The sequence below is a fragment of the Polynucleobacter sp. IMCC 29146 genome, assembly GCF_021395195.1.
Lineage (GTDB): Bacteria > Pseudomonadota > Gammaproteobacteria > Burkholderiales > Burkholderiaceae > Polynucleobacter.
Genome location: NZ_JAJVCR010000003.1, coordinates 341,805 through 363,822, shown reverse-complemented (window position 1 = coordinate 363,822; position 22,018 = coordinate 341,805). Strand labels below are relative to the sequence as shown.

The 22,018-nt window shown below is 43.0% G+C and carries 22 protein-coding genes; 11 read left to right on the top strand and 11 right to left on the bottom strand.

Features of this window, described 5'->3' with window-relative positions:
* Nucleotides 1–104 precede the first annotated feature (104 nt).
* Entirely contained in the window at nucleotides 105–338 is a 234-nt protein-coding gene (locus LZT22_RS05615; protein WP_233924079.1) for an HPP family protein, read from the top strand.
* A gap of 514 nt (nucleotides 339–852) precedes the next feature.
* Here the strand turns inward: LZT22_RS05615 and LZT22_RS05610 are convergent.
* Together LZT22_RS05610 and LZT22_RS05605 are read right to left on the bottom strand one after the other, a co-directional pair.
* Nucleotides 853–1,404, bottom strand: coding sequence for a hypothetical protein (locus LZT22_RS05610; protein ID WP_233924078.1), 552 nt, complete (start codon nucleotides 1,402–1,404; stop codon nucleotides 853–855).
* Nucleotides 1,405–1,421: 17 nt separating this feature from the next.
* Entirely contained in the window at nucleotides 1,422–3,338 is a 1,917-nt protein-coding gene (locus tag LZT22_RS05605; protein ID WP_233924077.1) for a S8 family serine peptidase, read from the bottom strand.
* A 236-nt stretch (nucleotides 3,339–3,574) separates the two neighbouring features.
* Here LZT22_RS05605 and LZT22_RS05600 point away from each other — a divergent pair, with 236 nt between their 5' ends.
* The 8 genes from LZT22_RS05600 to LZT22_RS05565 all read left to right on the top strand — a co-directional run bounded on the left by LZT22_RS05600 (nucleotide 3,575) and on the right by LZT22_RS05565 (nucleotide 10,397).
* Entirely contained in the window at nucleotides 3,575–4,087 is a 513-nt protein-coding gene (locus LZT22_RS05600; protein WP_233924076.1) for a hypothetical protein, read from the top strand.
* A 27-nt stretch (nucleotides 4,088–4,114) separates the two neighbouring features.
* A complete protein-coding gene (locus tag LZT22_RS05595) occupies nucleotides 4,115–4,252 on the top strand; it encodes a hypothetical protein (RefSeq protein ID WP_233924075.1) in 138 nt (45 codons plus the stop codon).
* 109 nt (nucleotides 4,253–4,361) lie between these two features.
* Nucleotides 4,362–5,240 (top strand): enoyl-CoA hydratase-related protein, encoded by an 879-nt coding sequence (locus LZT22_RS05590; RefSeq protein WP_233924074.1) that lies wholly within the window; start codon nucleotides 4,362–4,364, stop codon nucleotides 5,238–5,240.
* Nucleotides 5,241–5,251: 11 nt separating this feature from the next.
* Complete coding sequence (locus tag LZT22_RS05585) at nucleotides 5,252–6,481, top strand: CaiB/BaiF CoA-transferase family protein (RefSeq protein ID WP_233924073.1); 1,230 nt, start codon at nucleotides 5,252–5,254, stop codon at nucleotides 6,479–6,481.
* A gap of 16 nt (nucleotides 6,482–6,497) precedes the next feature.
* Nucleotides 6,498–7,499 (top strand): tripartite tricarboxylate transporter substrate binding protein, encoded by a 1,002-nt coding sequence (locus LZT22_RS05580; RefSeq protein ID WP_233924072.1) that lies wholly within the window; start codon nucleotides 6,498–6,500, stop codon nucleotides 7,497–7,499.
* Nucleotide 7,500: 1 nt separating this feature from the next.
* Nucleotides 7,501–8,490 (top strand): tripartite tricarboxylate transporter substrate binding protein, encoded by a 990-nt coding sequence (locus LZT22_RS05575; RefSeq protein WP_233924071.1) that lies wholly within the window; start codon nucleotides 7,501–7,503, stop codon nucleotides 8,488–8,490.
* 18 nt (nucleotides 8,491–8,508) lie between these two features.
* Nucleotides 8,509–9,654: a mandelate racemase/muconate lactonizing enzyme family protein gene (locus tag LZT22_RS05570; protein WP_233924070.1), complete on the top strand. Its 1,146-nt coding sequence runs from the start codon at nucleotides 8,509–8,511 to the stop codon at nucleotides 9,652–9,654.
* 26 nt (nucleotides 9,655–9,680) lie between these two features.
* Nucleotides 9,681–10,397: a ribonuclease activity regulator RraA gene (locus LZT22_RS05565; protein WP_233924069.1), complete on the top strand. Its 717-nt coding sequence runs from the start codon at nucleotides 9,681–9,683 to the stop codon at nucleotides 10,395–10,397.
* 22 nt (nucleotides 10,398–10,419) lie between these two features.
* On the opposite strand, the gene LZT22_RS05560 is transcribed toward LZT22_RS05565, so the two are convergent.
* From LZT22_RS05560 to LZT22_RS05535, 6 genes are all read right to left on the bottom strand, one after another.
* The gene (locus tag LZT22_RS05560) at nucleotides 10,420–11,433 is read right to left on the bottom strand and encodes a tripartite tricarboxylate transporter substrate binding protein (protein ID WP_233924068.1); all 1,014 of its coding nucleotides are present in this window, start codon (nucleotides 11,431–11,433) and stop codon (nucleotides 10,420–10,422) included.
* A gap of 30 nt (nucleotides 11,434–11,463) precedes the next feature.
* Complete coding sequence (locus LZT22_RS05555; protein WP_233924067.1) at nucleotides 11,464–12,327, bottom strand: phytanoyl-CoA dioxygenase family protein; 864 nt, start codon at nucleotides 12,325–12,327, stop codon at nucleotides 11,464–11,466.
* A gap of 82 nt (nucleotides 12,328–12,409) precedes the next feature.
* Nucleotides 12,410–13,381 carry a tripartite tricarboxylate transporter substrate binding protein gene (locus LZT22_RS05550; RefSeq protein ID WP_233924066.1) on the bottom strand — a complete coding sequence of 324 codons (972 nt, stop codon included), beginning with the start codon at nucleotides 13,379–13,381 and terminating at the stop codon, nucleotides 12,410–12,412.
* Between the two features lie 40 nt (nucleotides 13,382–13,421).
* On the bottom strand, nucleotides 13,422–14,204 hold the full coding sequence (locus LZT22_RS05545; RefSeq protein ID WP_233924065.1) for an SDR family NAD(P)-dependent oxidoreductase: 783 nt from the start codon (nucleotides 14,202–14,204) through the stop codon (nucleotides 13,422–13,424).
* Between the two features lie 36 nt (nucleotides 14,205–14,240).
* The gene (locus tag LZT22_RS05540) at nucleotides 14,241–14,975 is read right to left on the bottom strand and encodes an SDR family NAD(P)-dependent oxidoreductase (protein WP_233924064.1); all 735 of its coding nucleotides are present in this window, start codon (nucleotides 14,973–14,975) and stop codon (nucleotides 14,241–14,243) included.
* Nucleotides 14,976–14,995: 20 nt separating this feature from the next.
* Entirely contained in the window at nucleotides 14,996–16,678 is a 1,683-nt protein-coding gene (locus tag LZT22_RS05535) for a thiamine pyrophosphate-binding protein (RefSeq protein WP_233924063.1), read from the bottom strand.
* Between the two features lie 87 nt (nucleotides 16,679–16,765).
* Here LZT22_RS05535 and LZT22_RS05530 point away from each other — a divergent pair, with 87 nt between their 5' ends.
* The gene (locus LZT22_RS05530; RefSeq protein WP_233924062.1) at nucleotides 16,766–17,812 is read left to right on the top strand and encodes a LacI family DNA-binding transcriptional regulator; all 1,047 of its coding nucleotides are present in this window, start codon (nucleotides 16,766–16,768) and stop codon (nucleotides 17,810–17,812) included.
* A 4-nt stretch (nucleotides 17,813–17,816) separates the two neighbouring features.
* A complete protein-coding gene (locus LZT22_RS05525) occupies nucleotides 17,817–19,424 on the top strand; it encodes an MFS transporter (RefSeq protein WP_233924061.1) in 1,608 nt (535 codons plus the stop codon).
* Between the two features lies 1 nt (nucleotide 19,425).
* Here the strand turns inward: LZT22_RS05525 and LZT22_RS05520 are convergent, their stop codons facing one another.
* The 3 genes from LZT22_RS05520 to LZT22_RS05510 are packed head-to-tail and all read right to left on the bottom strand — an operon-like array spanning nucleotide 19,426 to nucleotide 21,953.
* The gene (locus tag LZT22_RS05520; protein WP_233924060.1) at nucleotides 19,426–20,058 is read right to left on the bottom strand and encodes a bifunctional 2-polyprenyl-6-hydroxyphenol methylase/3-demethylubiquinol 3-O-methyltransferase UbiG; all 633 of its coding nucleotides are present in this window, start codon (nucleotides 20,056–20,058) and stop codon (nucleotides 19,426–19,428) included.
* 33 nt (nucleotides 20,059–20,091) lie between these two features.
* Nucleotides 20,092–20,859, bottom strand: a complete 768-nt coding sequence (locus tag LZT22_RS05515; RefSeq protein WP_233924059.1) for an HpcH/HpaI aldolase/citrate lyase family protein — start codon at nucleotides 20,857–20,859, stop codon at nucleotides 20,092–20,094.
* A 32-nt stretch (nucleotides 20,860–20,891) separates the two neighbouring features.
* The gene (locus LZT22_RS05510; RefSeq protein WP_233924058.1) at nucleotides 20,892–21,953 is read right to left on the bottom strand and encodes a malate/lactate/ureidoglycolate dehydrogenase; all 1,062 of its coding nucleotides are present in this window, start codon (nucleotides 21,951–21,953) and stop codon (nucleotides 20,892–20,894) included.
* Between the last annotated feature and the right edge of the window lie 65 nt (nucleotides 21,954–22,018).

Here is a 22,018-nt window from a genome sequence, read left to right as displayed (position 1 = left end):
GACTGGATGTGGACATACAATCATGAAAGACCGAATATGGGCTTAGGGGGAATTACACCTAAGCAAAAACTAGCACTTGCAGTACCAGCCTCTACTTTTAGCTTATGTTAAAAATGGGGGGATTACCCGTACATCCTCCAGCCGGCGCAAACCCTTTAATTATGATTCAAGCCCACGCAAGTTTTATTCATCTTGGGATAACTGTAATGGTGGGTGTTAGCATTATTTTTGCAGTTGCCTTCATTTGGAGTCGGCTTGGCTTTGGGGTAAGAAAATATCCAGTATCTTGGACTCAACCTTCACCGCCATCACTCAACTGGAGTATTTGGGGAGATTGACTGTAGCGATTCATTATTTTTTCTATGGTGTGCGAATTAAAAACCAAAATTGCTCAGTGCGGGATGATCATCTAGTCTTGACCTTTCCCCTTAATTTTCCCTTCAATGAGTTTGGTCAGATAAATGAACTTACTGACACGGCCTTGTTTTTCCATAAAATAACTTTAGGTTCCCCTACCGGAGTTCAATGTTCTGAATCATCAAAGACTTAGACCTAGGACTAAAAGATCATGTCTTGCATCACCTAAATTTCCTTGTTCGTGGTCTTGAATTTTGCGCGGCCCAACATAATAAAAATCCCCCTGTCCCATAAAAAGTTGTAAAAAACAACTTTTTCCCATTACACGACTTATTACACAAAGGGTCTTTTTTAACATAAGTCATTGAATTAATTACAAAAAAATGAACTTCAAATTTCTGTTAATCTGTTGGTCCGTGGTTCGATCCCACGTCGAGGAGCCAAGGTTACGGGGCTCGCTTTTTGTTAGTAAAGTAGTTCAGTTTTAAATCTAAACTATTGCACCTTAGGCACGTCAAAAATAACTGGCAAGCTTACTGTAGCACCCGTAAGCTTAGTTGCCAATTCATTTCTCGCATTTGCAGCTTCAGCTAAATTAGAAAATGTGGCTGAGACAATCTTTAAGTTGTCATAAACCTTGACTGAAACAATTGAAGCTTGATACGGATCGAAAGCTTTCTTGGCTAGATCAGTAGCAATACCTGAAATAAGCACTACTCCATCGCATTTGCCAACTTGACCCCGATCATCGATGACATAGCCACCGCCACCACTACTGGCAGACACAATACGATAGGTTGCCTGGCGTGCTGAAATAGATCCTGCTGCACTGATCTTGCGGGTCGGGTCATTCTGATTAGCAGCAGCAATCGCAGACGCAGAAGATGCAGTAGATGTACCCGAACTCACACTAAACGATTTTAAATTACCTAAGGCACTAATCTCTGCAGGGCTTAATTTTGTGCCTAGTTCATATTTACTTTGAGCAAAAATCAAGCCAGAAAAACTCAAACCAATTGCAGTAGCGATTATTATTATTTTGTGCATGATATTAAATTCCCGATTTATTCTGCGTTATAGATACGATATTCCATAGCAAGCTGTGGATTGGGTGCGCATTCGGAAGCTGCTAATGGTGTGCCGCTCACTGCGTACACCGTCCAATCGCCTTTAGGGTTTTCGCCATAAAACGCATATGAGCCTAAAGCATAAAGAGTCTGTGAGCTAATCTTGCCACCATCCCGCTGATCTTTTGTATTGCCTGTGTCGTTATAAAATAGGTTGTAGGGTGTGCTTAGAATAGAGACGGTACCTTGAGGCGACTTTAAGAAAATGCCAACGCTGCCCATACAAACCTCCGCGCTTCCTACTGCTTGCATCTGAAGTTGCACCATATCAATTTCGCCTTTTGTTGCTACGCTAAATTGCCCAACCTTTTTAACTTTTCCATAATCAAGTGACTCTTCTATAGCTGAACTAGTCTCAACTTCTTTCCATTCTGGTTGAACTAAGGCGGAAGGCTTGTAGCTTGTATAGCTCCTAGCCATTTCAACCGCTGCCCTAGCATCAGCAAGTCCAAATCCATACCAATTAGAATAGTAAATTCCGGCCCGGTTCTTTTGCCAGCCATAGTCAATTCTGGCTGAGGTTTGTCCATCAACCAATTCCTTACTGGTTTGATTTGAAATCGTCGGGTTTAATGTCAAATTGACCTGATGATTGCGATACCCTTGATTGCCGTAATCAACATCGATAAGCCGAGCTGTTTTTCGCAAAATATCGCGCACATCTCGCCAACCCAAATTTGGATTAGCGCTTAACATTAATGCTACGACTCCGGTAACAGTGGGTGCTGAAGACGAAGTGCCATTCATTTGATCAAAATCACAATTTGGGTTTTTTTCTTTATTGATGGGCGAGCCACCAATCATGAATTGAACAGTATCAACTGCTGACCTGCCATCTCTGCTATACCCCTGCTCACAACCCATTAAATCTGTAGAATAAATCTGTGGCCCCTGCTTATTTGCCGCGCTACCTGCCTCACCGTAATTACCAATTGACCTCAGCTCTCCGCCAAGCCCTGTAATCCACATCACCGAGCCTGCCGAGGAGTAGCTTGATTTATAGCCCATGGCATTGGCCGCTGCAGTGACAATGACTGGCAGCTCAAGGGTTTCAGTATCAGAAGATGGATTTGCACAACTGACAAGGCGATAGAAAGAGTTGCCGTATTGAAATTGTGGGCAATCGTAGATTGTGGTCGAGTTTGGTTTTTCATCTTCGAAACCATTTGCGGCACCTTTAACCATGACTGCACCTTTACCACCTCGCAAATTCGGCAAGCTCTGAAGCGCTTGATTCTCTTGATAGCTAGAGGGCGTTATTGTGACGGCAGAAGAAGAATAAGATGCATTAAATACATCCGTATCTTTTGACCAACCTGCACCGCCATAAGCTTCAAGCGTATTATTAATAGAATTAAATCCAACAAATTTCGCCCCTCCCAGCGAAGCTCTAGGGGCGATTCCCATGACGCCAATCCCATTTTGGGCGGCTGCAATCATCCCAGCAACATTAGTGCCATGGGCATCGTCTGGATTTGAAGGCGTTGAATCGGAAGTGCCGGTTTCAAAATTCCATGTCATTGCCGGATTGATATTGGCTTTCAGATCAATATGATTGATCTCCATTCCATCATCTAAGACCATGACATTGATGCCTTGCCCTTTAATGCCTAGCTTATGTACTGCCTCAACATTTAAATCTGTAAAGCCATCAGCAACAAGGGGGTAGCCAGCAAAGAAACTTTGCGCAGCATTTAAGGCCCATTGATAGGTATACAAGGGTTCTGTAGCGCCTGTTTGGCAGGCATAGGGACCAGATTCAGAACAGGATGAAGTGCTAGTGTTATCTCCGCAAGATACGAGCTGTGTTCCCAGCGCAACAATAACGAGATAAAATAAAATGGTCTTTTTCAAGCCAACCCCCTCTAGGCTGTATCTTGCTAGTAAAGGCTAATACCCATTGAATTAGCTTTAGACTTCCTTTATCAATAATGCCATAAATTGAATTTCCATGAGTTTTACTGGTGGAAACCCCCGGCCTACTGAAAAGTTGTAAAAACGCTGATTTGCCAGAACCTAGGTAGCGCAATTGGTGCGTTACACTAATCTATAATTTCCTTTAATTTAATAACCAAATATAGGTTGTGGACATGAAAAAATTTGTTCTGATTTCCGCTTTAGCCTTGTTATTAGCGCCACTTCTATGCAATTCAGCTTTTGCGCAGAAAAAGTATGCAGAAGAAATGAGGGCTGCATCGGTAGTGCAAGCCGAGTGGTACGAAAGAAGTCTGCCCTTGTTAAGCAAAAAAATTCCCGCCCATCCAAAACAAACAACTTTGGCGCAATTCGCAGATCCATCTAAGGCAGATAAAGCAGAAAAAAATGAACTGCATATATTAGTTGAAAAACGTAAAGAATATTTATCTTTGCAAACTGAAATTGCTATAAATCATGTCCGTACCCCAGGCTTAGGATATGCCTACGCTGAAGAATTAAAACAATACACTTCTAAATTAAATTTCTTATCTGAAGAATTATATTCAGGCAAAATTACCTTTGGTGAATATAACAAGAAACGAATTGAGCTAGCCAATGAAAGTTCAGCCAAGATGACTGAAGCATTTCGCATCTATCACGCTCAAGCCCATAATTTAAAATCTTAACTAGCCATATAAAGGCAAATCAATCTCATGCGTAAATTTATTCTAGCCATTTTCTTGGTAGTGCCCCTGCTGGGATGTGCAACTAATCTGGCAAAAGATGGTGGCATGCACGATGACTACGAGAACGATATCTCTAATTCTGGCAGTAGCTTTATCGGCCAATAATCATTTTTATGGCCGGTATTCTGGCGCCATTACACTTGATTAAATTTGTTTCATGCAGTCACCTTTCGCCCACCACATTAACCTCTAATGATTAAACTCAGGAAAAATAATGAGCTTAAAACCCACCAAACCTTATAAAGACATCTTATTCGAGGTTAAAGATCAAGTAGCCTGGATTACGATCAATCGGCCTCGAGTACTCAATGCATTTCGCGAGCAAACCTTAGATGAGATGATTGATGCCGTCAAGCTAACCCGTGAAGATGCATCGATTGCTTGTATTGTCTTTAGCGGCGCTGGCGATAAAGCTTTCTCGGCTGGCGGAGACTTTTATGCTATGAAGCGTCTTACCTTCACTAATGCCTCGATGTGGAATGATCGCATGCTTGGTTTAGCGATGGCTATTCGAGGCGCGCCAATTCCTGCAATTGCAATGGTCAACGGTTGGTGTGTTGGTGGCGGCCATGAGCTGGCCCTCTGGTGTGACTTAGTCATTGGCTCTGAAAAATCGATGTTTGGGCAAACTGGCGCTAAAGTGGGTGCCTGCCCTACTGTTGGAGCCACACAATATCTGCCACGTATAGTGGGCGAACGCATTGCCCGCGAAATGATTTTTCTTGCTAAGCGTTTTGATGCGAAAGAAGCTGAACGTATTGGCCTCATTAATAAATGTGTTCCAGAGTCTGAGTTATTACAAGAAACCCTCGCTTGGTGTGAAACGATTAAAAGTAATAGTGCACAAACTATTCGCATGACTAAAAAGAGTTTAAATTTTGAATCCGATCAGCTTTATGCTTCATGGCAACATGGTATGGAGCTCCTCGCCTACGTATGGGGCTCAGAGGAAAGCTTAGAAGGTATGAATGCCTTTTTAGAAGGTCGTAAACCTGATTTCCAAAAATTCCGCATGAAAAATAAAGCTGCGCTTGAAGAATATTTAGATGGCTTTCACAAAAATCTGAATGCTCCACCAGATATGCGCGATTAATTAACCTAATCATGAGTGTTCAAGGCGGTGCAGATTTGTCCACTACCAACTCAGGTGCTTTAGCTGAATTCAAAGTACTGGATCTTAGTCGGGTGCTAGCAGGCCCGTGGTGCGGCCAATTGCTGGGCGACTTAGGCGCTGAAGTTGTCAAAATAGAGTCCATTACCACTGGCGATGACACCCGAGCCTGGGGACCACCCTTTTTGGCCGGAGAGTCAGCCTATTTTTTAGGGTGTAATCGTAATAAGCGTGGCATGGCAATTGATTTTTCCCAAACTAGTGGAAAAGAATTGTTAGCTGCCTTAATTCCAAAATTTGATGTACTACTAGATAACTTTAAACTTGGCACCCTTGAAAAATGGGGCTTTGATAATGCATGGTTTGAAAAAAATGCGCCACGTGTAGTGCGTTGTTCAATTACAGGATACGGCAGTGATGGTCCCCAAGCCGATTTACCTGGCTACGACTTTATCTTGCAAGCTGAATCAGGTTTAATGAGTATTACTGGGGGAACTGAAGGCGAGCCTACTAAGTATGGGGTTGCCATTGTCGATTTAGCAACTGGCATGATGGCGGCCAATGCAATTCAAGCGGCCTTACTTGCCCGCTATCGAACAGGTTTAGGGCAAGCAGTTGAAGTTTCGCTATTCGACACAGCTATTGCATTGCTAGCCAATGTTGGTAATAGCCATCTCGCAACAGGTAATGAATCTGGGCGCTATGGCAATGGCCACCCTACTATTGTCCCCTATACAAGTTATAAGTGTTCTGATGGCATGATTGCGCTTGCCGTGGGTAACGATAGCCAATTTATGAAACTCGCGGAACTACTAAAGCACCCAGAATGGGCGCAAGATGAGCGTTTTTGTACTAATGCAGCAAGAGTTAATCACCGCGCCTACGTTAATGAGTTAATTGCTAAAGCAGTAATCCATTTTTCTAGTAAAAATTTAATTCACTTACTGCGCCAAAATGGTATTCCTGTCGGCCAAGTCAATACTGTTAAGCAGGCGCTTGAAGGCGAGCAAACAAAATCAAAAAAAATGGTGCGCACCATAAAACATTCTAAGATAGGTGAATTTCAAACGCTAGGAATTCCTTTAAAAATGGATGCCACCCCTAGCTCAATTCGCCGCGCCCCTCCATTACTAGGACAGCATACTGTTGAGTTATTAAAGGAATATCTAGATTTAAGTAATAATGCTATACAAGAATTAAAAACTAAAAAAGTTATCGTATGACATCTAGGAGAGCACAATGGTGAATGTAGGTCGTCTTGCTGGCAAACAAATTCTAGTGGGTCTTGCTTTATTTGCTTGTGTTGCAGCGCCAATTTGGGCGCAAGGTAATGACAATTACCCGAGTAGACCTATTAAATTAATTATTACTTGGCCCGTGGGGGGGTTTGCCGATACACTTGGTCGAACCATTGCCACACAATTAGGTCAAATATTAGGGCAACAAGTCGTAGTAGAAAATCGCGGCGGCGCAAATGGCATGATTGGCGCAGATCTCGTTGCCAAATCTGCCCCTGATGGGTACACCCTAATGTTCCAATCCATCACTTCACACGCAATTAATCCAACCATGTACGGTAAAACGCCCTATTCAACAGAAAAAGATATCGTACCGCTTGCCGTAGTAGCTGCTGTTCCACTGCTTTTGGTTGCTAACCCGAGCTTCCCAGCAAAAAATATCAATGAGTTAATTGCCTTGGCAAAAAAAGAACCTGATCGTCTTTCGTATGCCAGCTTTGGAAATGGCAGCGCAAGTCATTTAGCTGGCGCTCTATTTACCTCTCAAGCAGGCATCAAAATGGTTCACGTGCCTTATAAAGGTGGGGGCCCTGCCATCACCGATACCTTGGGCGGGCAAATACCGCTGAGTTTTTCAGCCTTTGGGCTAGCATTACCTCATGTTAAAGCAGGTAAGTTAATGGCACTGGGAATTACCAGTAATACCCGCTCAAAACTTTTGCCTGAAACTCCAACTATTGAAGAGGCTGGTAATTTAAAGGGCTATGAAATGTCGATCATCTATGCCGTATGGGCGCCAGCAGGCGTGCCAAACTCAATTATGAATAAACTTGATAAAGCACTTGAAAGCGTTATTGGGTCAAATGCTTTTAAAGAAAAAGTAGCTAGCGATGGTGGTGAAGTAATGAACCTTGTAAGCCCGACAGAGAGCCAAGTATTTTTTCAAAAAGAAATGTTGCGCTTAGCAAAAATTGTTAAAGAAGGTAATATCAAGGCAGACTAATATGAATAAATTAAAACTCTATAAATACTTTGTTACGGCTTTAATTCTCAGCCAATCGATCGGGCTAACGATAGCTCAACCAAACCCAGCAAGCACTTACCCAAATAAACCGATCCGTATTATTAACCCCCTCGCACCAGGTGGAGCGGTAGATGCCATTGCGCGAATGCTGGCCCCATCCCTACAAGAAATACTTGGGCAGCCTATTGTGATTGAAAATAAATCAGGTGCTGGGGGCACAATTGGCAGCAATTTTGTTGCTAAATCACCAGCGGATGGCTACACCATTCTGATGGTATACGACACTTTTGCTGTTAACCCTCACATTTATAAAAATCTTCCATTTGATTCTTTTAAAGATTTAACTCCAGTAATGGAAATAGTTTCAATTCCTTTGCTCTTGGTAGCCGGAAATAAATTACCTGCTAATAATTTAAAGGAATTAAGCGCGCTAGCAAAAAGCAGGCCAAATGGCATCAATTTTTCAAGTGGTGGCGCTGGTAGCTCGGGACACCTAGCTGCAGAGTTACTCAAAAATAATTTGGGAATTAACATGACCCATGTACCCTACAAAGGTGGAGGTCCTGCCTTAACCGCTACTATATCGGGAGAAACCGATATAACTATATTAGGGGCAGTCATCACCATCCCCCAAATTAAAGGTGGCAATCTCAAGGGCTTGGCTATTTTAGGCAATAAACGTACCCCCGCTTTGCCCCAACTTCTAACTGCTAGCGAGCAAGGTTTAACTAATTTTGATGTGAGCTCCTGGATTGGCATTTTGGTCCCCGCTGGAACGCCACCTGCCATCATCGAAAAAATTTATAGCGCATTTGCTCAAGCCTTAAAAAATCCTGCCGTGCAAGCGCGTATGGCTGAACAAGGAAACGAAATTATTGCCAGCACACCGGCACAATTCGCAAGCTTTCTTGCTCAAGAATCTGCAAAATGGGCTAAAGTAATTAAAGATAACAATATTCAAGTAGAGTAATAGAAGTCATACCCCCTGATGAAAATAAGCCATATCAAACTTTATCCTCTGGCTATTCCCTTAATAGAACCTATTAAGATGTCGGGCGAAACAATTACGCATGCCAATACCTTATTAGTTTATTTAAAAACCAACACTGGCAAAGAGGCTTGGGGAGAAACGTCGGCGGCTCCCTTAATGACTGGCGAGACTTTGGGTGGCTTGTTGCAAAATGCTAAATATCTTGGTAAACATCTAAAGGGTTTAGATATCCCCGAGCTTAATTCAATTTCAATAGCGCTTGGTAAAATCTTATATGGCAATACTTCTGTTAAGTCTTGCTTCGAAATGGCCTTAATTGATCTTATCGCCCAAGAGCAAGAAACTAGTGTTTGGCAAATACTACGCACTCTAGCTAAAAATAAAACCCAAACTCAGCCAAGTCCGCTGCCCTTATTACGGATGCTAGGAGGTTCTTTAGATAAAGAAATTGCTGAAGCCGCTAGATATCGCGCTCAAGGATATCGGCATTGGAAAATTAAAGTTGGCATTCTGCCGCTTGCTGAAGACCTTGAAAGAGTATCAATTTTGTGCAACTTGCTAGATGGAGATACGATTTCGGCTGACGCAAATGGGGCATTTAAATTACAAGATGCAGTCACTTTTTGTAGTGCTGAGCAAACTCGCAAACTATCTTTTGTCGAGCAAGCAATATCAACCCAATCTTCCCTTAATGACTTTTCTGTGCTGAAATCAAAATCGCTATTGCCAATTGCTTTAGATGAATCGATTCATGGAGTTAGTGAAATAGTATTTTTTGATCAAGCTAATGCTTTAGACGGTGCTAGCCTGAAACTAATAAAAACAGGAGGCCTATTATCTGGGCTAGAGGCTGCCTATGAATTAAAGCGACGAAATCTTAAGCTTAATCTTGCCTGTAAGGTTGCAGAAACTTCGCTTTCTGCAGCTGCTACTGCTTCTTTAGGATTTGCAATTGACTCGATTCCTTGGGGTTTTAGTATGTCTAATCAGTATCTTGAATTTGATATCTGCCCAAAGCCCTTGCATGCTGAAAATGGTTACTTAAATATCGAGCAATTAAATCCTATTGGTATTGGTGTAGTGCCAGAAATAAATTTAATTACACAGGCTCACTCAAAAGAGTATTCCCCCGTATTGTGTTAAACATTAAACTATCCCCCTAAATTAACATGCCCTTAAATCCTGAAACCCGTAATAAATTACTCAAGGTAAGTACTGCTACTTTATGCACCGCCTTGTTTAAAAAAGGGTTGCGTAATCAGTTTATTCAAGATGTGCACCCCCTTAATCCCCACCAAGCCAATATGGTGGGTGAAGCCTATACCCTGCGCTATATTCCGGCGCGCGAAGATTTGAATACCATTGATGTTTTTAAGAGCCCGCTGCACCCCCAACGACTTGCAATTGAAGATTGCCCTTCAGGCTCGGTACTCGTCATTGATAGTCGTAAAAATGCTCGCGCTGCATCTGCTGGCTCTATCCTCATTTCTCGCCTAATGAAGCGTGGGGTTGCGGGCATTGTGAGCGATGGCGGCTTTCGCGATTCGCCTGAAATTGCGCAATTAGCAATTCCAGCTTATCACCAACGCCCTAGTGCACCAACCAATCTCACCATACATTGTGCAATCGATCTTAATGTACCTATTGGTTGTGGCGATGTTGCTGTCTATCCGGGCGACATCGTGGTTGGGGATGGCGAGGGCGTTGTCATTATTCCTGCGCATTTAGCTGATGAGATTGCTAATGAAGCAGTTGAAATGACCGCCTTTGAAGATTTTGTCAGCGAAAAAGTGCTAGCAGGACAAAGCATCGTTGGCCTTTACCCGCCAACCGATGCAGCCAATATCATTGCTTTTCAACAATGGCGTATCGCTCACCAGCGGTAAATAATTAAAAGCGGGATAAGTATTATTCGGGCTTAATGCCAGCCTGCTTTATTACTGCAGTCCAACGTTGAATTTCGCTCTTAATAAACTCCGTATAAGGCTTTGAACCCTGTGGTGGAATTACAAACCCCTGTGACTCCATCCGCTGTTTTATTTCTGGAGTGCTCATCACCTGATTCATCCCAGTCTCTAACTTATCAATAATCACTTTCGGAGTACCTTTTGGTGCACTCAAACCTGACCACGAAATAGCTTCAAAGGTCGGAAAGCCAGATTCAGCAATGGTTGGCACATTTGGATAAAGCGGATTGCGTTTCTCACTTGTTACTGCTAAAGGACGTAATTTACCAGCCTGTATATGCGGATAAGCTACATCTTGATTAATAAACATCATTGGAATCTCACCACTTAAAATCGCCGTCATCATCGGACCGCCACCACGATAGGGAATGCCAACTAATCCTAATGGTAAACATTTTTCATTTTTCTTAGGCGCACTGCAAGCGGTAACGGTTTGCTTAAATAATTCCATAGCCACATGCCCAGAAGCTGCATAGGTATAGCCATAATCGAGCTTACCGGGGTTTGCGCGTGCATAATCAACCAACTCTTTTAAGGTTTTAAAAGGTGAATTTGGGTTGACCACTAATATATTAGGGCCGATATGAATTTGCGAGATGTGAATAAAATCAGTAATTGAGTTGTACTTTACATTTGGATCAAGACCATGCGCTACAGCATTTTGGCCAACTCCCGTAAGGATTAAAGTATAGCCATCAGGCTGCACTTCAGTTGCTCGCTTAGTGCCAACAACCCCTCCACCGCCACCAATATTTTCTACGATAAAAGTTTGTTTAAAGTATTTGGTTAAGCCATCTGCGACCATCCGCCCCATCACATCGCTAGTGCCACCCGCTGGAAATGGCACAATAATTTTAACTGGACGAGTTGGATAATCGGCCTGCGCAAACGCACTGCAAGATATTAACGCAAGTAAGGCAACAAAAAGCTGGCTGAACCAGTTATTAATTTTCATATTTTTCCTGATATTAGAAACAAGATTGCTTTATGCAAAGTATTTATTTTTTAGGCGCGATTGATTCTCATAAATCGAGCCCTGATTGACAGCAGGCGGCAAAGGCATGATAACTGGCGCAGGTACAATTCTGGGAACAATAGAGGCTTTGCCAGTAAGTAACCAACTGTTGAACTCGGCAAGTGAATTATAGTTTTTTAATAAGGGCCAAGCATCACCTGCTGCAAATTCAAATAACAGTAAACGCCGCGGGCTAGTAGAGGTATTCGCGGCCGAACCATGTATTGCACGCGCATGGTGAAAGGATACCGATCCTGCCGGTCCAATACATGGCCGAGCAGCTGCAAAATTAATTCCGTCAGCAGTTGGATCCATAGCGCCACAAAAGTAGCCATCAACGTCATGATGACTATAAGTTGGGCCTTGGTGACTTTTAGGGATGATCATTAGTGGGCCATTTTCCATTTTGCAATCATCTAACATGATGCCAACCGCTAAAACGTCATCATTAGTGTGCGGATAAAAAGCCCAATCTTGATGCCATTCAACAGCCTCACCCCCGCCAGGCTCTTTTAAATTCAGTTTGGCGTTACGTATACGTACGCTCTCTCCCAGTAATTGTTGCAACATCGCTAATAAATTAGGGTCGGTCATTACCTGCTGAAAAATGGGGTCTACCTGGTGTGGTTGCTTAATACGACGTACCGAGGGCTTTGCTGCAGAATGATTTGGGCCTAAATCATAGATTGAGTTGTGGTCCTGAACCGTTCGCGAAGACTCAACTATTCTCGAGACCGCATCACGCATTTGCTGCACAATAGTCGGCTTAAAAACGCTGGGAATTACCACATAGCCATCTACTTGGTATTGTTTCACCTGCTCGGCATTAAGCATAATTATCCCCAAAACTTTGAATAATTATTATTGTAAACGTATCGCCAATGCCTTTCTCACAATAATTCCCAAGAATGATTAATTAATCTGCTTTTATATTAGCCTTCTCAATTACCTTGCCCCATCGTTCAGTCTCAGTTTTCATGCGCAACTTGAATTCATCGATTGAACCCCCGACAACATCTGCGCCTAATTTACTCATGCGCTCACGAAAATCGGCAGTTTTAATAATTTTATTGGCTTCAATATTGAGCTTATCAAGAATGGGTGCAGGTGTTCCAGCTGGGGCTAATAAGGCAAACCAACCCTGAGAATCAAAGCCCTTTAAACCCGACTCATCTAAAGTAGGAATATCAGGCGCTGAAGGCGTACGTTTTAGGGTAGTGACTGCCAACGCCCGAATTTGTCCGCCGTTCATTAAAGGTAATGCTGCAGGTAGGTTATCAAACATCATGCCAATTTGGCCGCCCACTAAGTCTTGTAATGCAGGAGCGCTGCCCTTATATGGAATATGAGCAATATCAGTGCCGGTTAATATTTGGAAAAGCTCCAATGCAAGGTGGGGGGTTCCACCAATACTTGATGAACCGCTACTTAATTTTCCTGGATTTGCCTTGGCGTATGCAATTAACTCTTGTACATTTTTTACTGGCAGTTTATTCGACACAATTAATACATTGGGCACTGATGCAATAACAACAATTGGTGCCAAATCACGCTGCGGAATAAATGACACATTTTTAAAGATTTGATGATTAATGGTAAGGGTTTGAGCAGAGCCGACAACCAAGGTATAGCCATCAGGTGCTGCCCGGGCAACTTCACCGACCCCAATATTACCGCTTGCTCCAGCTTTATTTTCGACGATAAAAGTTTGCCCATAGACTGCTTGCAACTTTTCCGCAAGAACTCTACCAATAATATCGGTTGCGCCACCAGGCGGAAATGGCACAATTATTTTCACTGGCTTGGTTGGATAGTTTTGCGCAGGTGCCGCAATTGGCACAAGAAAAATTATGGCACCACTTAAAAAAATTCTTAAAAAATTTTTCATACTTCCTCCCTGAAATATTTAATTACTCACCATATTAAATTTAAGTACTCATTGCTTGACCACCATTAATGTCTAACAGTGTTCCAGTAATAAAGCCTGCTTCACGAGAGGCCAGATAAGCAACTGCTTGTGCTACATCATCAACCTCAGCATGTCTGCGGACAGGTATCTCATTTAGTATTTTCTGTCTTAATTCATCTGACTGGCGCTCTTTTAACAAACCCTGTACCCTTGGTGTCATTACAGCACCAGGGCAAATAGCGTTACAGGTAATACCATTGGGGCCAAATTCTTGGGCTAACTGCAAAGTTAGCGAGTGAATTGCGCCTTTTGCAGCAGCGTAATTGGCGCCCGCAAATAAACTACCATAACGGCCAGCTTTCGATCCTAAGTTGATAATTCGACCGTAGTGGTTTGCCACCATTACGGGAATAACTAATTGAGAAAGCGTAACTGCCAACATTAAATTTAACTCAAATACTTTTTGCCAATCATCTTTTGACTGTTCTAGAAAGTGAAAAGGTGTATGCAAAGACCCGCCGGCATTATTAATCAAAATATCTATTTTTTTCGATTGCTGTATGTTGGCTGAAAATGCAGCCTGAATCTCATCGTCAATAGAAAGATTAACTAGCCGTGTTTCAATAGCGTATCCCGCGGCGGCACTTTCATCTGATAAATTTTTTAACGCAACTGCATCGCGATCCCATACATGAACAAGGGCTCCTCGGCGAGCTAATTCGAGTGCGATTCCCTTACCTAGGCCACTGCCTGCTGCAGTTATTAAGGCTACTTGTTGACTTAATGAGTACAAGCTAGTCATAAGAAGTATCTTTTATTTTTTAATGATTTCATTTTCTTAATCCATTAAAGAGCCACCATTGACATCTAAAATATGGCCAGTAATATATGAGGCTGCAGTTGAGCAAAGAAAAAAAGCTGCTTCAGCAATTTCAGTTGGTAACCCTAGGCGTTTTAACGGAATTTTATTAGCAAGCTCTGGCCAGAACTCTTTTGGAATCATGGTGCCCTCAATCGATCCAGGGGCAAGCCCATTGATTCGTATCTTTGCAGGTGAATACTCAATTGCAAGCGATTTCACCAAAGAGATTACACCTGCCTTTGAAGCACAATAATTCGCCTTGGTTCCTATTGGATTTGGATCGAAACCTGCATAACCTACTTTGCCAGCCCGCGATGATATTAATAAACCACAACCTTGGGTTTCTTTTAAGTAATTATATGCAGTCTTCATGACAATAAAGGCCCCATTTAAATTGACATCAATTACTTGGCGCCAAGACTCAAGAGAGGTGTCAACAATTGATCTCCTAGGTCCAGTTATTGCTGCACTATTTATCACTACGCCAATTGGGCCAATGCGTCGCGCAAAGGCAAAAGCGGCTTCTACCTCTAATGGTTTCGTAATATCACAGCTAATCTGCTCAAAACCAAGCAGATTTTTTTTATCTACAACATCTTGTGACTGAAATACGCAATCTAATCCAACAACTATAAAATCATCGCTAAAGCGTTGTGCTATTGCTAGGCCAATATTATTTGCTGCCCCAGTAATAATCGCAACTTGCTTCATATTTTGAGATTCTTCTTAAATTAATAATCAGATGCGGGGTGATGGCTAGCGTTAGGGTCGATTGCCACATCAATTAAACAGGGGCCTGCAAATTTTTCTGCCTCTTTTAAGCAATCTAGCATATCTTCTTTACGGGTTACCTCAAAAGCATGACATCCCATGCCCTTAGCAATCATCGCAAAATTGGTAGGCGGGTAGTTCACGCCATAAGGTTCGCCCTTCATATTGTCACGAACCATACCTAAACCACAATTATTAGCGACAACTACAGTTATTGGCGCATTCTCAGAAATCGCGGTAGACAACGCAGCAACCGACATGCCTGCTCCGCCATCGCCAGTTAGCGCAATAACCCGCTTTTCTGGTTTAGCAATTTTTGCACCAACCGCAGCAGGAATTGACCAGCCCATCCCCCCAATACCACCGGGAACTAGCAATTGTCCAGGGGTTCGAATCTTCAAAGTACCTGTAACCCAAATGCGATTATTACCTGCATCGAGAGTGAGTAAATGATTATCAGTTAAATGTTGGTCTAAGGCTTTAACAATATCGACGTTATGCACTGTCCCATCTGGAGATTTATATTCGGGAATGACACCATAATTAAATTTGCGGTTATTTTCTGCAATCCAACCTAAGCGTTCGCCGCGCTTCGCGTCACCCACATCTAAATCAACAAGCATTTCAAGTGCATCACCAGCATCGCCTGTAATCGACAACTTAACAGGATAGACCCACCCGCTATTTCTAGGATCAATATCGATCTGTACTAAGGTCTGATCCAGTGGATTTAAAAATCCAGCTTCACAAAAACGCATGTAGTCTGGTCCAAGACTAGCTCCAATTGCCACTACTAAATCGGCGTCGCGCAAGGCATTATTAGCCGCCTTACAGCCCCATGTACCTAACATACCGACACTAATCGGCGAACCTTCATCAACCACCCCTTTGCCGTTATAGCTAGTGGCTACTGCAATACCGCCTTTTGCCGCAACTTGTGCAAGTAAAGTTCGTGCACGATCATTTTGGGCGCCCTGTCCAACAATGAGTAGTGGGCGCTCAGCTTTTTTAAGCATTTTGGCAAGCTCATTTATTGCATTTGCGTCAGGTCTTGCAGGGGTATATTGCAAATGCCCCGCTGAAGGGTAAAGCGTAACCCGCGGATTAATCTCAAATGGTCGACGAATAATGCTCGATTTTAGAACTACTGCCGCGGGGCCATTGCGGGGCAAAGTTGCGTGTTTAAATGCCATTTGCACGCCATATACTGCTTCATCTATCTCGGTGGCATATGCGCAAAACTTAGTCATAGTTTTTAATACCGTGGCTGCATCTGCAGCACCATAGTCACCAGTCATGGTTTGATATACACCGCGCATCGCAAACCCATCATAACAAGAGGTATCAGTTAAAACTACCATTGGGGAACCGGCAAAATAAGCTTCTAAAATTCCAAAGGCGCCGGTGGTGGTTAAAAAAGGGCCCATACCCATTAAAACTGCAGGCGTACCAGTAACCTTGCCATAAGCTTGAGCCATAATTGATGCATGCTGTTCGCTACGCGATAAAACTAGCTTTAACTTCGAACGTTGCTCATAAAATTCGTCCAACATCCAAGTGATGCCAAGCCCAGGCAAGGTAAAGGCATGTTTAGCACCGCATTCAATCAACGTTTTTACTATTTCTCGCTTGGTTGTACTCATCACGCCCTTTATCCGATTATTAAAGTTAATATGCAAACGTTTGCATAAAGTTTAATTTATACTAACAGATAAACTACAAAAATAAAAATGAAACTGGCTAAAACTCAAAATAAATCAAAGATAGCCACCCTGCATGACGTGGCTAGCATTGCAGGGGTTTCTCCAGGTACTGTATCAAGAGCAATAACAAGGCCAAATCTAGTAGCTCCAAAAACCTTAGAAAAAATTCTTAGTATTGTAAAAAAACTACACTACTTCCCGGACCCTGCTGGCAGAAATCTGCGCTCTGCCAAGCCAACTGTTATTGGCGCGGTAATACCCAAAATGGGGGTTTCTGCATTTGCTCAAACTATAGCCGATCTGAATGATGCATTAGAAGCTCAAAATATCACTTTAATTGTCTCGCAGCCTGAATTTTCATTAGCTTCATCCGAATCAGCAGCCTATCGTTTGCTTGAGCGCGGCGCAGATGCATTAATACTCCTTGGCGAAGATCATAAACCCGAACTTTTTGAAATGCTCCACCATCGTGAACTGCCTTATATATTAATTTGGACTACAAAAAAACTAAAAGATCAACCATACGTTTCAGTTGATCAAATTAAGGCGGGGCAATTAGCCGCTAATCATTTACTAGAATTAGGTCATCGTCATTTTGCCTTTGTAGGAATTCCTTTGGCGCATAATCCAAGAGCAGCAGCAAGGTTGGCGGGAGTAAAAAAGCAGCTTAACCAAGCCGGGGTTTTGCTAGCACCCAATGCAATCATTGAAGAGCCGCATCGATTTAGTACGGGTCGCAATGCAGTTGAGCAGATTTTCAAAAATCAACCAAATACTACTGCCATTATTTGCACCAGCGACTATCATGCACTAGGTGTACTCCGTGGGCTTTATGAAATAGGTAAACGAGTACCTGAAGAGATCTCTCTGGTTTCTTTTAATAATAATGATTTTGCTGCCTACACTACACCTTCTATTACCTCAGTCGACCTCAAGCAGCACGATGTAGGAATTCATGCGGCCAATCTCATTATTAAATTAATGCATGGCGAGCAAATAAAATCCATCCAGATTCAACCACAGCTATGTGTGCGTGAAAGTTCTGCGCAGGTTAAAAAGGGATCAAAAAAATAATTCAATGAGCACCTTCATAGACAAATGGATTTTTTCACAAAAGTGGTTAGCACCACTGAAATTTAAAGTATTTCGTTCAATTTATTTAGTATGGCTTACTGCCACCATTTGCATGTGGATGAATGATGTTGCTGCAGCGTGGATGATGACTTCATTAACTACTTCAGCAACCTTAATTGCTTTAGTACAAACTGCCTCTAGTCTGCCTGTTCTGCTACTTGGCATTCCGAGTGGTGCACTTGCCGATATTCTGAATCGTAAACACTTTTTTGTCTTTACCCAACTATGGTTAGCAGCCAATGCAACTGCTCTCATGTTGTTCTTGGTTTTCGGCTTACTTAATCCCTATGTACTTTTATTTTTAACGTTTACCAATGGCATTGGCTTGGCCATGCGCTGGCCCATCTTTGCCGCCTTAGTTCCAGAATTAGTACCCCGCGATTCCTTGCAACCAGCCTTAGCATTAAATGCAATTGCAATGAATGTGTCGCGTATTGTCGGCCCGCTGATTGCGGGAATTATTATTGCCACGGCTGGAAGCCAGTATGTCTTTGCCCTAAATATGGTGCTATCACTCATTACCTCATGGGTAGTATTGCGGTGGCAATACCAATATTATGTTTCTGCCCTACCCGGCGAACGTTTTTTTGGCGCCATGCGCGTCGGCTTGCAATATGTGCGCCAATCAAATCAATTACAAGCCATTTTTATTCGTACTTTCTTATTTTTTCTGCAGTCAACTGGACTCATTGCCCTATTGCCCGTTATTGCTAAAGATCATTTTCAGGGTAATGCCCATATTTTTACCTTATTGCTGTCGTGTTTAGGCTTGGGAGCTGTTATTGCAGGCTCCCAACTACCTCGTTTAAAAATACATCTGAGCACGAATCAATTAGCCAATTATGGAATTATTCTTTTATCAGTTAGCTCAGCTGCCGTCGTGTTATCGCTCAATTTATGGCTTGCTTCGGTCTTCATGCTCATTTGTGGCATTGCCTGGATTAGTGTAGCCAACTCGCTAACAACATCAGCTCAACTCTGTTTACCTAGCTGGGTTCGAGCGCGGGGTATGTCACTTTACCAAATGAGTATTATGGGGGGCAGCGCATTAGGCGCAGCCATTTGGGGCAAAATTGCCACTGAAACTGACGTTAGCATCAGCATTGGCTTAAGTTCAATCTTTGGCATTGTCGCCTTAATCGCAGTTCGTAAATTGCAAGTAGAAGGTTTGCATCAAGAAGATATGAGCCCGGTATGTCCATTAGAGCGTCCACACCCATCTCGAAACATTGATCCAAGTGAGGGCCCAGTGATGATTTCGATTGAGTATCAAACCCACACTACCCAAAATGATACATTCAAGAAATTGATGGCTAGCACCAGAAAGTCGCGTCTCCGCCAAGGGGCGCTCTCATGGAGCTTGTTCGAAGACGCCGAACATACCGGTAAATTTGTAGAGTTCTATGTATTTGAAACGTGGGCCGACTATTTACGTCGTTTTGATCGCTTTACTGCGGATGATCTGAATATGCAGGAAGAGCGACATCGTCACCACATTGATATTGCGCCCCCAAAAGTAACTCGCCGTATTGCCTCAAGCCTGAAAAAATAATTTATTTACGCCAAACGCTTGCCAGCCAAGGCTGCTGATCACGCGGTAAGCCCGGTGGCCGATAAAAATGATCTACCTCGGTAAAGCCGGCTGCGCATAAATACGCTTGCCAAGCCTTTAGATCATGATAAGAGCCGTAGCGGTCACCGTTCCAGCCCTCTTCATTTGTACCTCTTGGATTAGAGCTAAATAAAATACCTTGCGGTTTTAGGGTGGCGAATAAATCATCCAGAACTTTTGGCAATAATTGACTGGGAACATGAAATAGCGAGGCATTGGCAAAAATGCCATCGAAATAATCATTTGGCAGTTGTAGATTAAAAAAATCTTGCACCAAAACTTCACAGCCACTAAATTTACGGGCTATTGCAGCCGCTTGCGTACTGCCCTCTAGTCCAATTGCTTGATGGCCGAGTGCAGTAAATGCTTGCAAATCCCTGCCAGGACCACAGCCAAAATCTAAAATTTGAAAAGGACCAGCTCCTTTAATCGCTTTTAGTAGAGCTGCAATATTTTGACTGACATCGTGATCACGCGTACCTGCAAAAAAATCATCCGCATTAATATTGTAATGATCTACAGTTTTAGTAGCTATTTCAGCTAGCTCTGTAGCAGTTAAAGGTACCTTACCCATCATTTCAGCCAATTTATTTCGGGTTTCAATAATTTAATTCGAATCGAGGATTTTCTTCAAATTAACTGCTGAATCTCTTAAGAAACCCACATCACTGCCAGCCACAATCATTTGAAACCCAAGCTGTTTAAGCTCGGGAATAGCTCTGCCAGCAAAGGGAATAATCCCAACTGGAATTTTGGCCGACTTGCATTTAGCTACAACTGCATCGATTACTTGGTTTAACTCAATAAAATGATCTGGCCCTTCTAAATTTAAATTGGCCGATAAATCAGTTGGGCCTACAAAAACTAAATCAACTTCTGGCAAGCCGCCAATTTCCAAGGCTAAATTCATTGCATTCCGAGATTCCAATTGAATAATCACCAAAGTATCTCTATTTGCATTATTGCGGTAGTCGGCATTGGTTCCATAAGCCGAGGCTCTCAGCGCGGGTAGAGCTAAGCCACGATCGCCTTGAGGCGGAAATTTTGCGGCGCGTGCTACCTCTAAAGCTATTTCAACACTTTCAACCCGAGGCACCATCACGCCGTGGGCACCACGGTCTAAAACACGAGCAATGAGGCTAGGATCGGCAGAAGGCACGCGTACCAGCGCGGTAGTTTCGCGACTAAAGCCGCGCAATATGCCAGGTAAATCTGCTAGACCAATTGCGCCATGCTCCATGTCAACCACCACAAAATCGAGGCCAACTGCCGATGCAATTTCAGCAAAGGCGGGATTAACCGTCATCATCCATGCGCCTCCAATACTCTTACCTTGCTGTAACTTTGACTTCAGTGAAGTTGTAACGTGCTGCATACGTTCTCCAATTTATTGAACCAATCTCAGAATTAAACTGAATTTAAATTAACACCAACCTTTTTACCTGCCTCACAAATATCTTGCCAAGTTTTATCATCAATCTCAATGCCATCTTTAATGCGTTGAGCCATCATTTTTTGTTCGGGCTCACCAGCTAGCATAACCGGCACACCCGCTTCGCTAGCTGGGCTTTGATATACCCAGTCGATAAAAGAGTTTGTTTCTAGGTCAAATTGTTCTTTAGAGCTCATGCTAGCAGGATTAATTAAAATGGATAACATGCCATTCCAAATGGCGCGTTTTTTTACTTTCGGCGGCTTCCAAGTGCCGTTGCCCGTTAATGCTCCACCTAATAATTCACAGGCAATGGCCAAGCCCGAACCCTTGTGTTCACCAAAAGGCATCAGCGCGCCCAAATTGCCAGCCGCATCGGGCCTTACTACTACGCCAGGATCGGTAGTCGGCAAGCCCTGCTGATCAATTAAATACCCAGGGCTTACTGATTTACCTGCATTATGAGCCACCCGCATCTTGCCTTGGGCTGAGCGACTAGTAGCAAAGTCTAGGATGAATGGCGCACGGTTAGCAATTGGCACACCAATACAAAATGGATTAGTACCGTGGCGACCAATACCCCCACCCCATACCGCTACAACAGGTGCAGATAGAACATTGACTAAATGAATCGACACCAAACCATCTGCCGCCGCCATTTCAGCAAAATGTCCAATACGGCCTAAGTGATGAGCACGCGATAAGGATAAAATGCAACTACCTAATTTTTTGGCTCTAGCAATTCCCATCACCATAGCCTCTTCGCCCACGACCTGACCAAAACCTTGCTGGCCATCAAGCACCAACAAGCTGCCTAAATCACTCTTCACTCGAACCGATTGGTTTGGCTGCAAAGAGCCTTCTACAAATGATTCCACGTAGCGCGGAATCATCCCAGCACCATGCGAATCATGCCCTTTTAGGTTCGCGTGAATTAGATTGGTACAAACCCGCAAAGCTTCAACCTCAGAACTACCAGTAGCAGTAATAATTTGAACAATTTTAGTTTTTAAATCTTCGGCTTGAAATATTGGCATAGTGATAGAGCTTATTGCTGCTTAGAATGTGCTAGCATAATAAAAAAATAAGGGGGGACAATGTT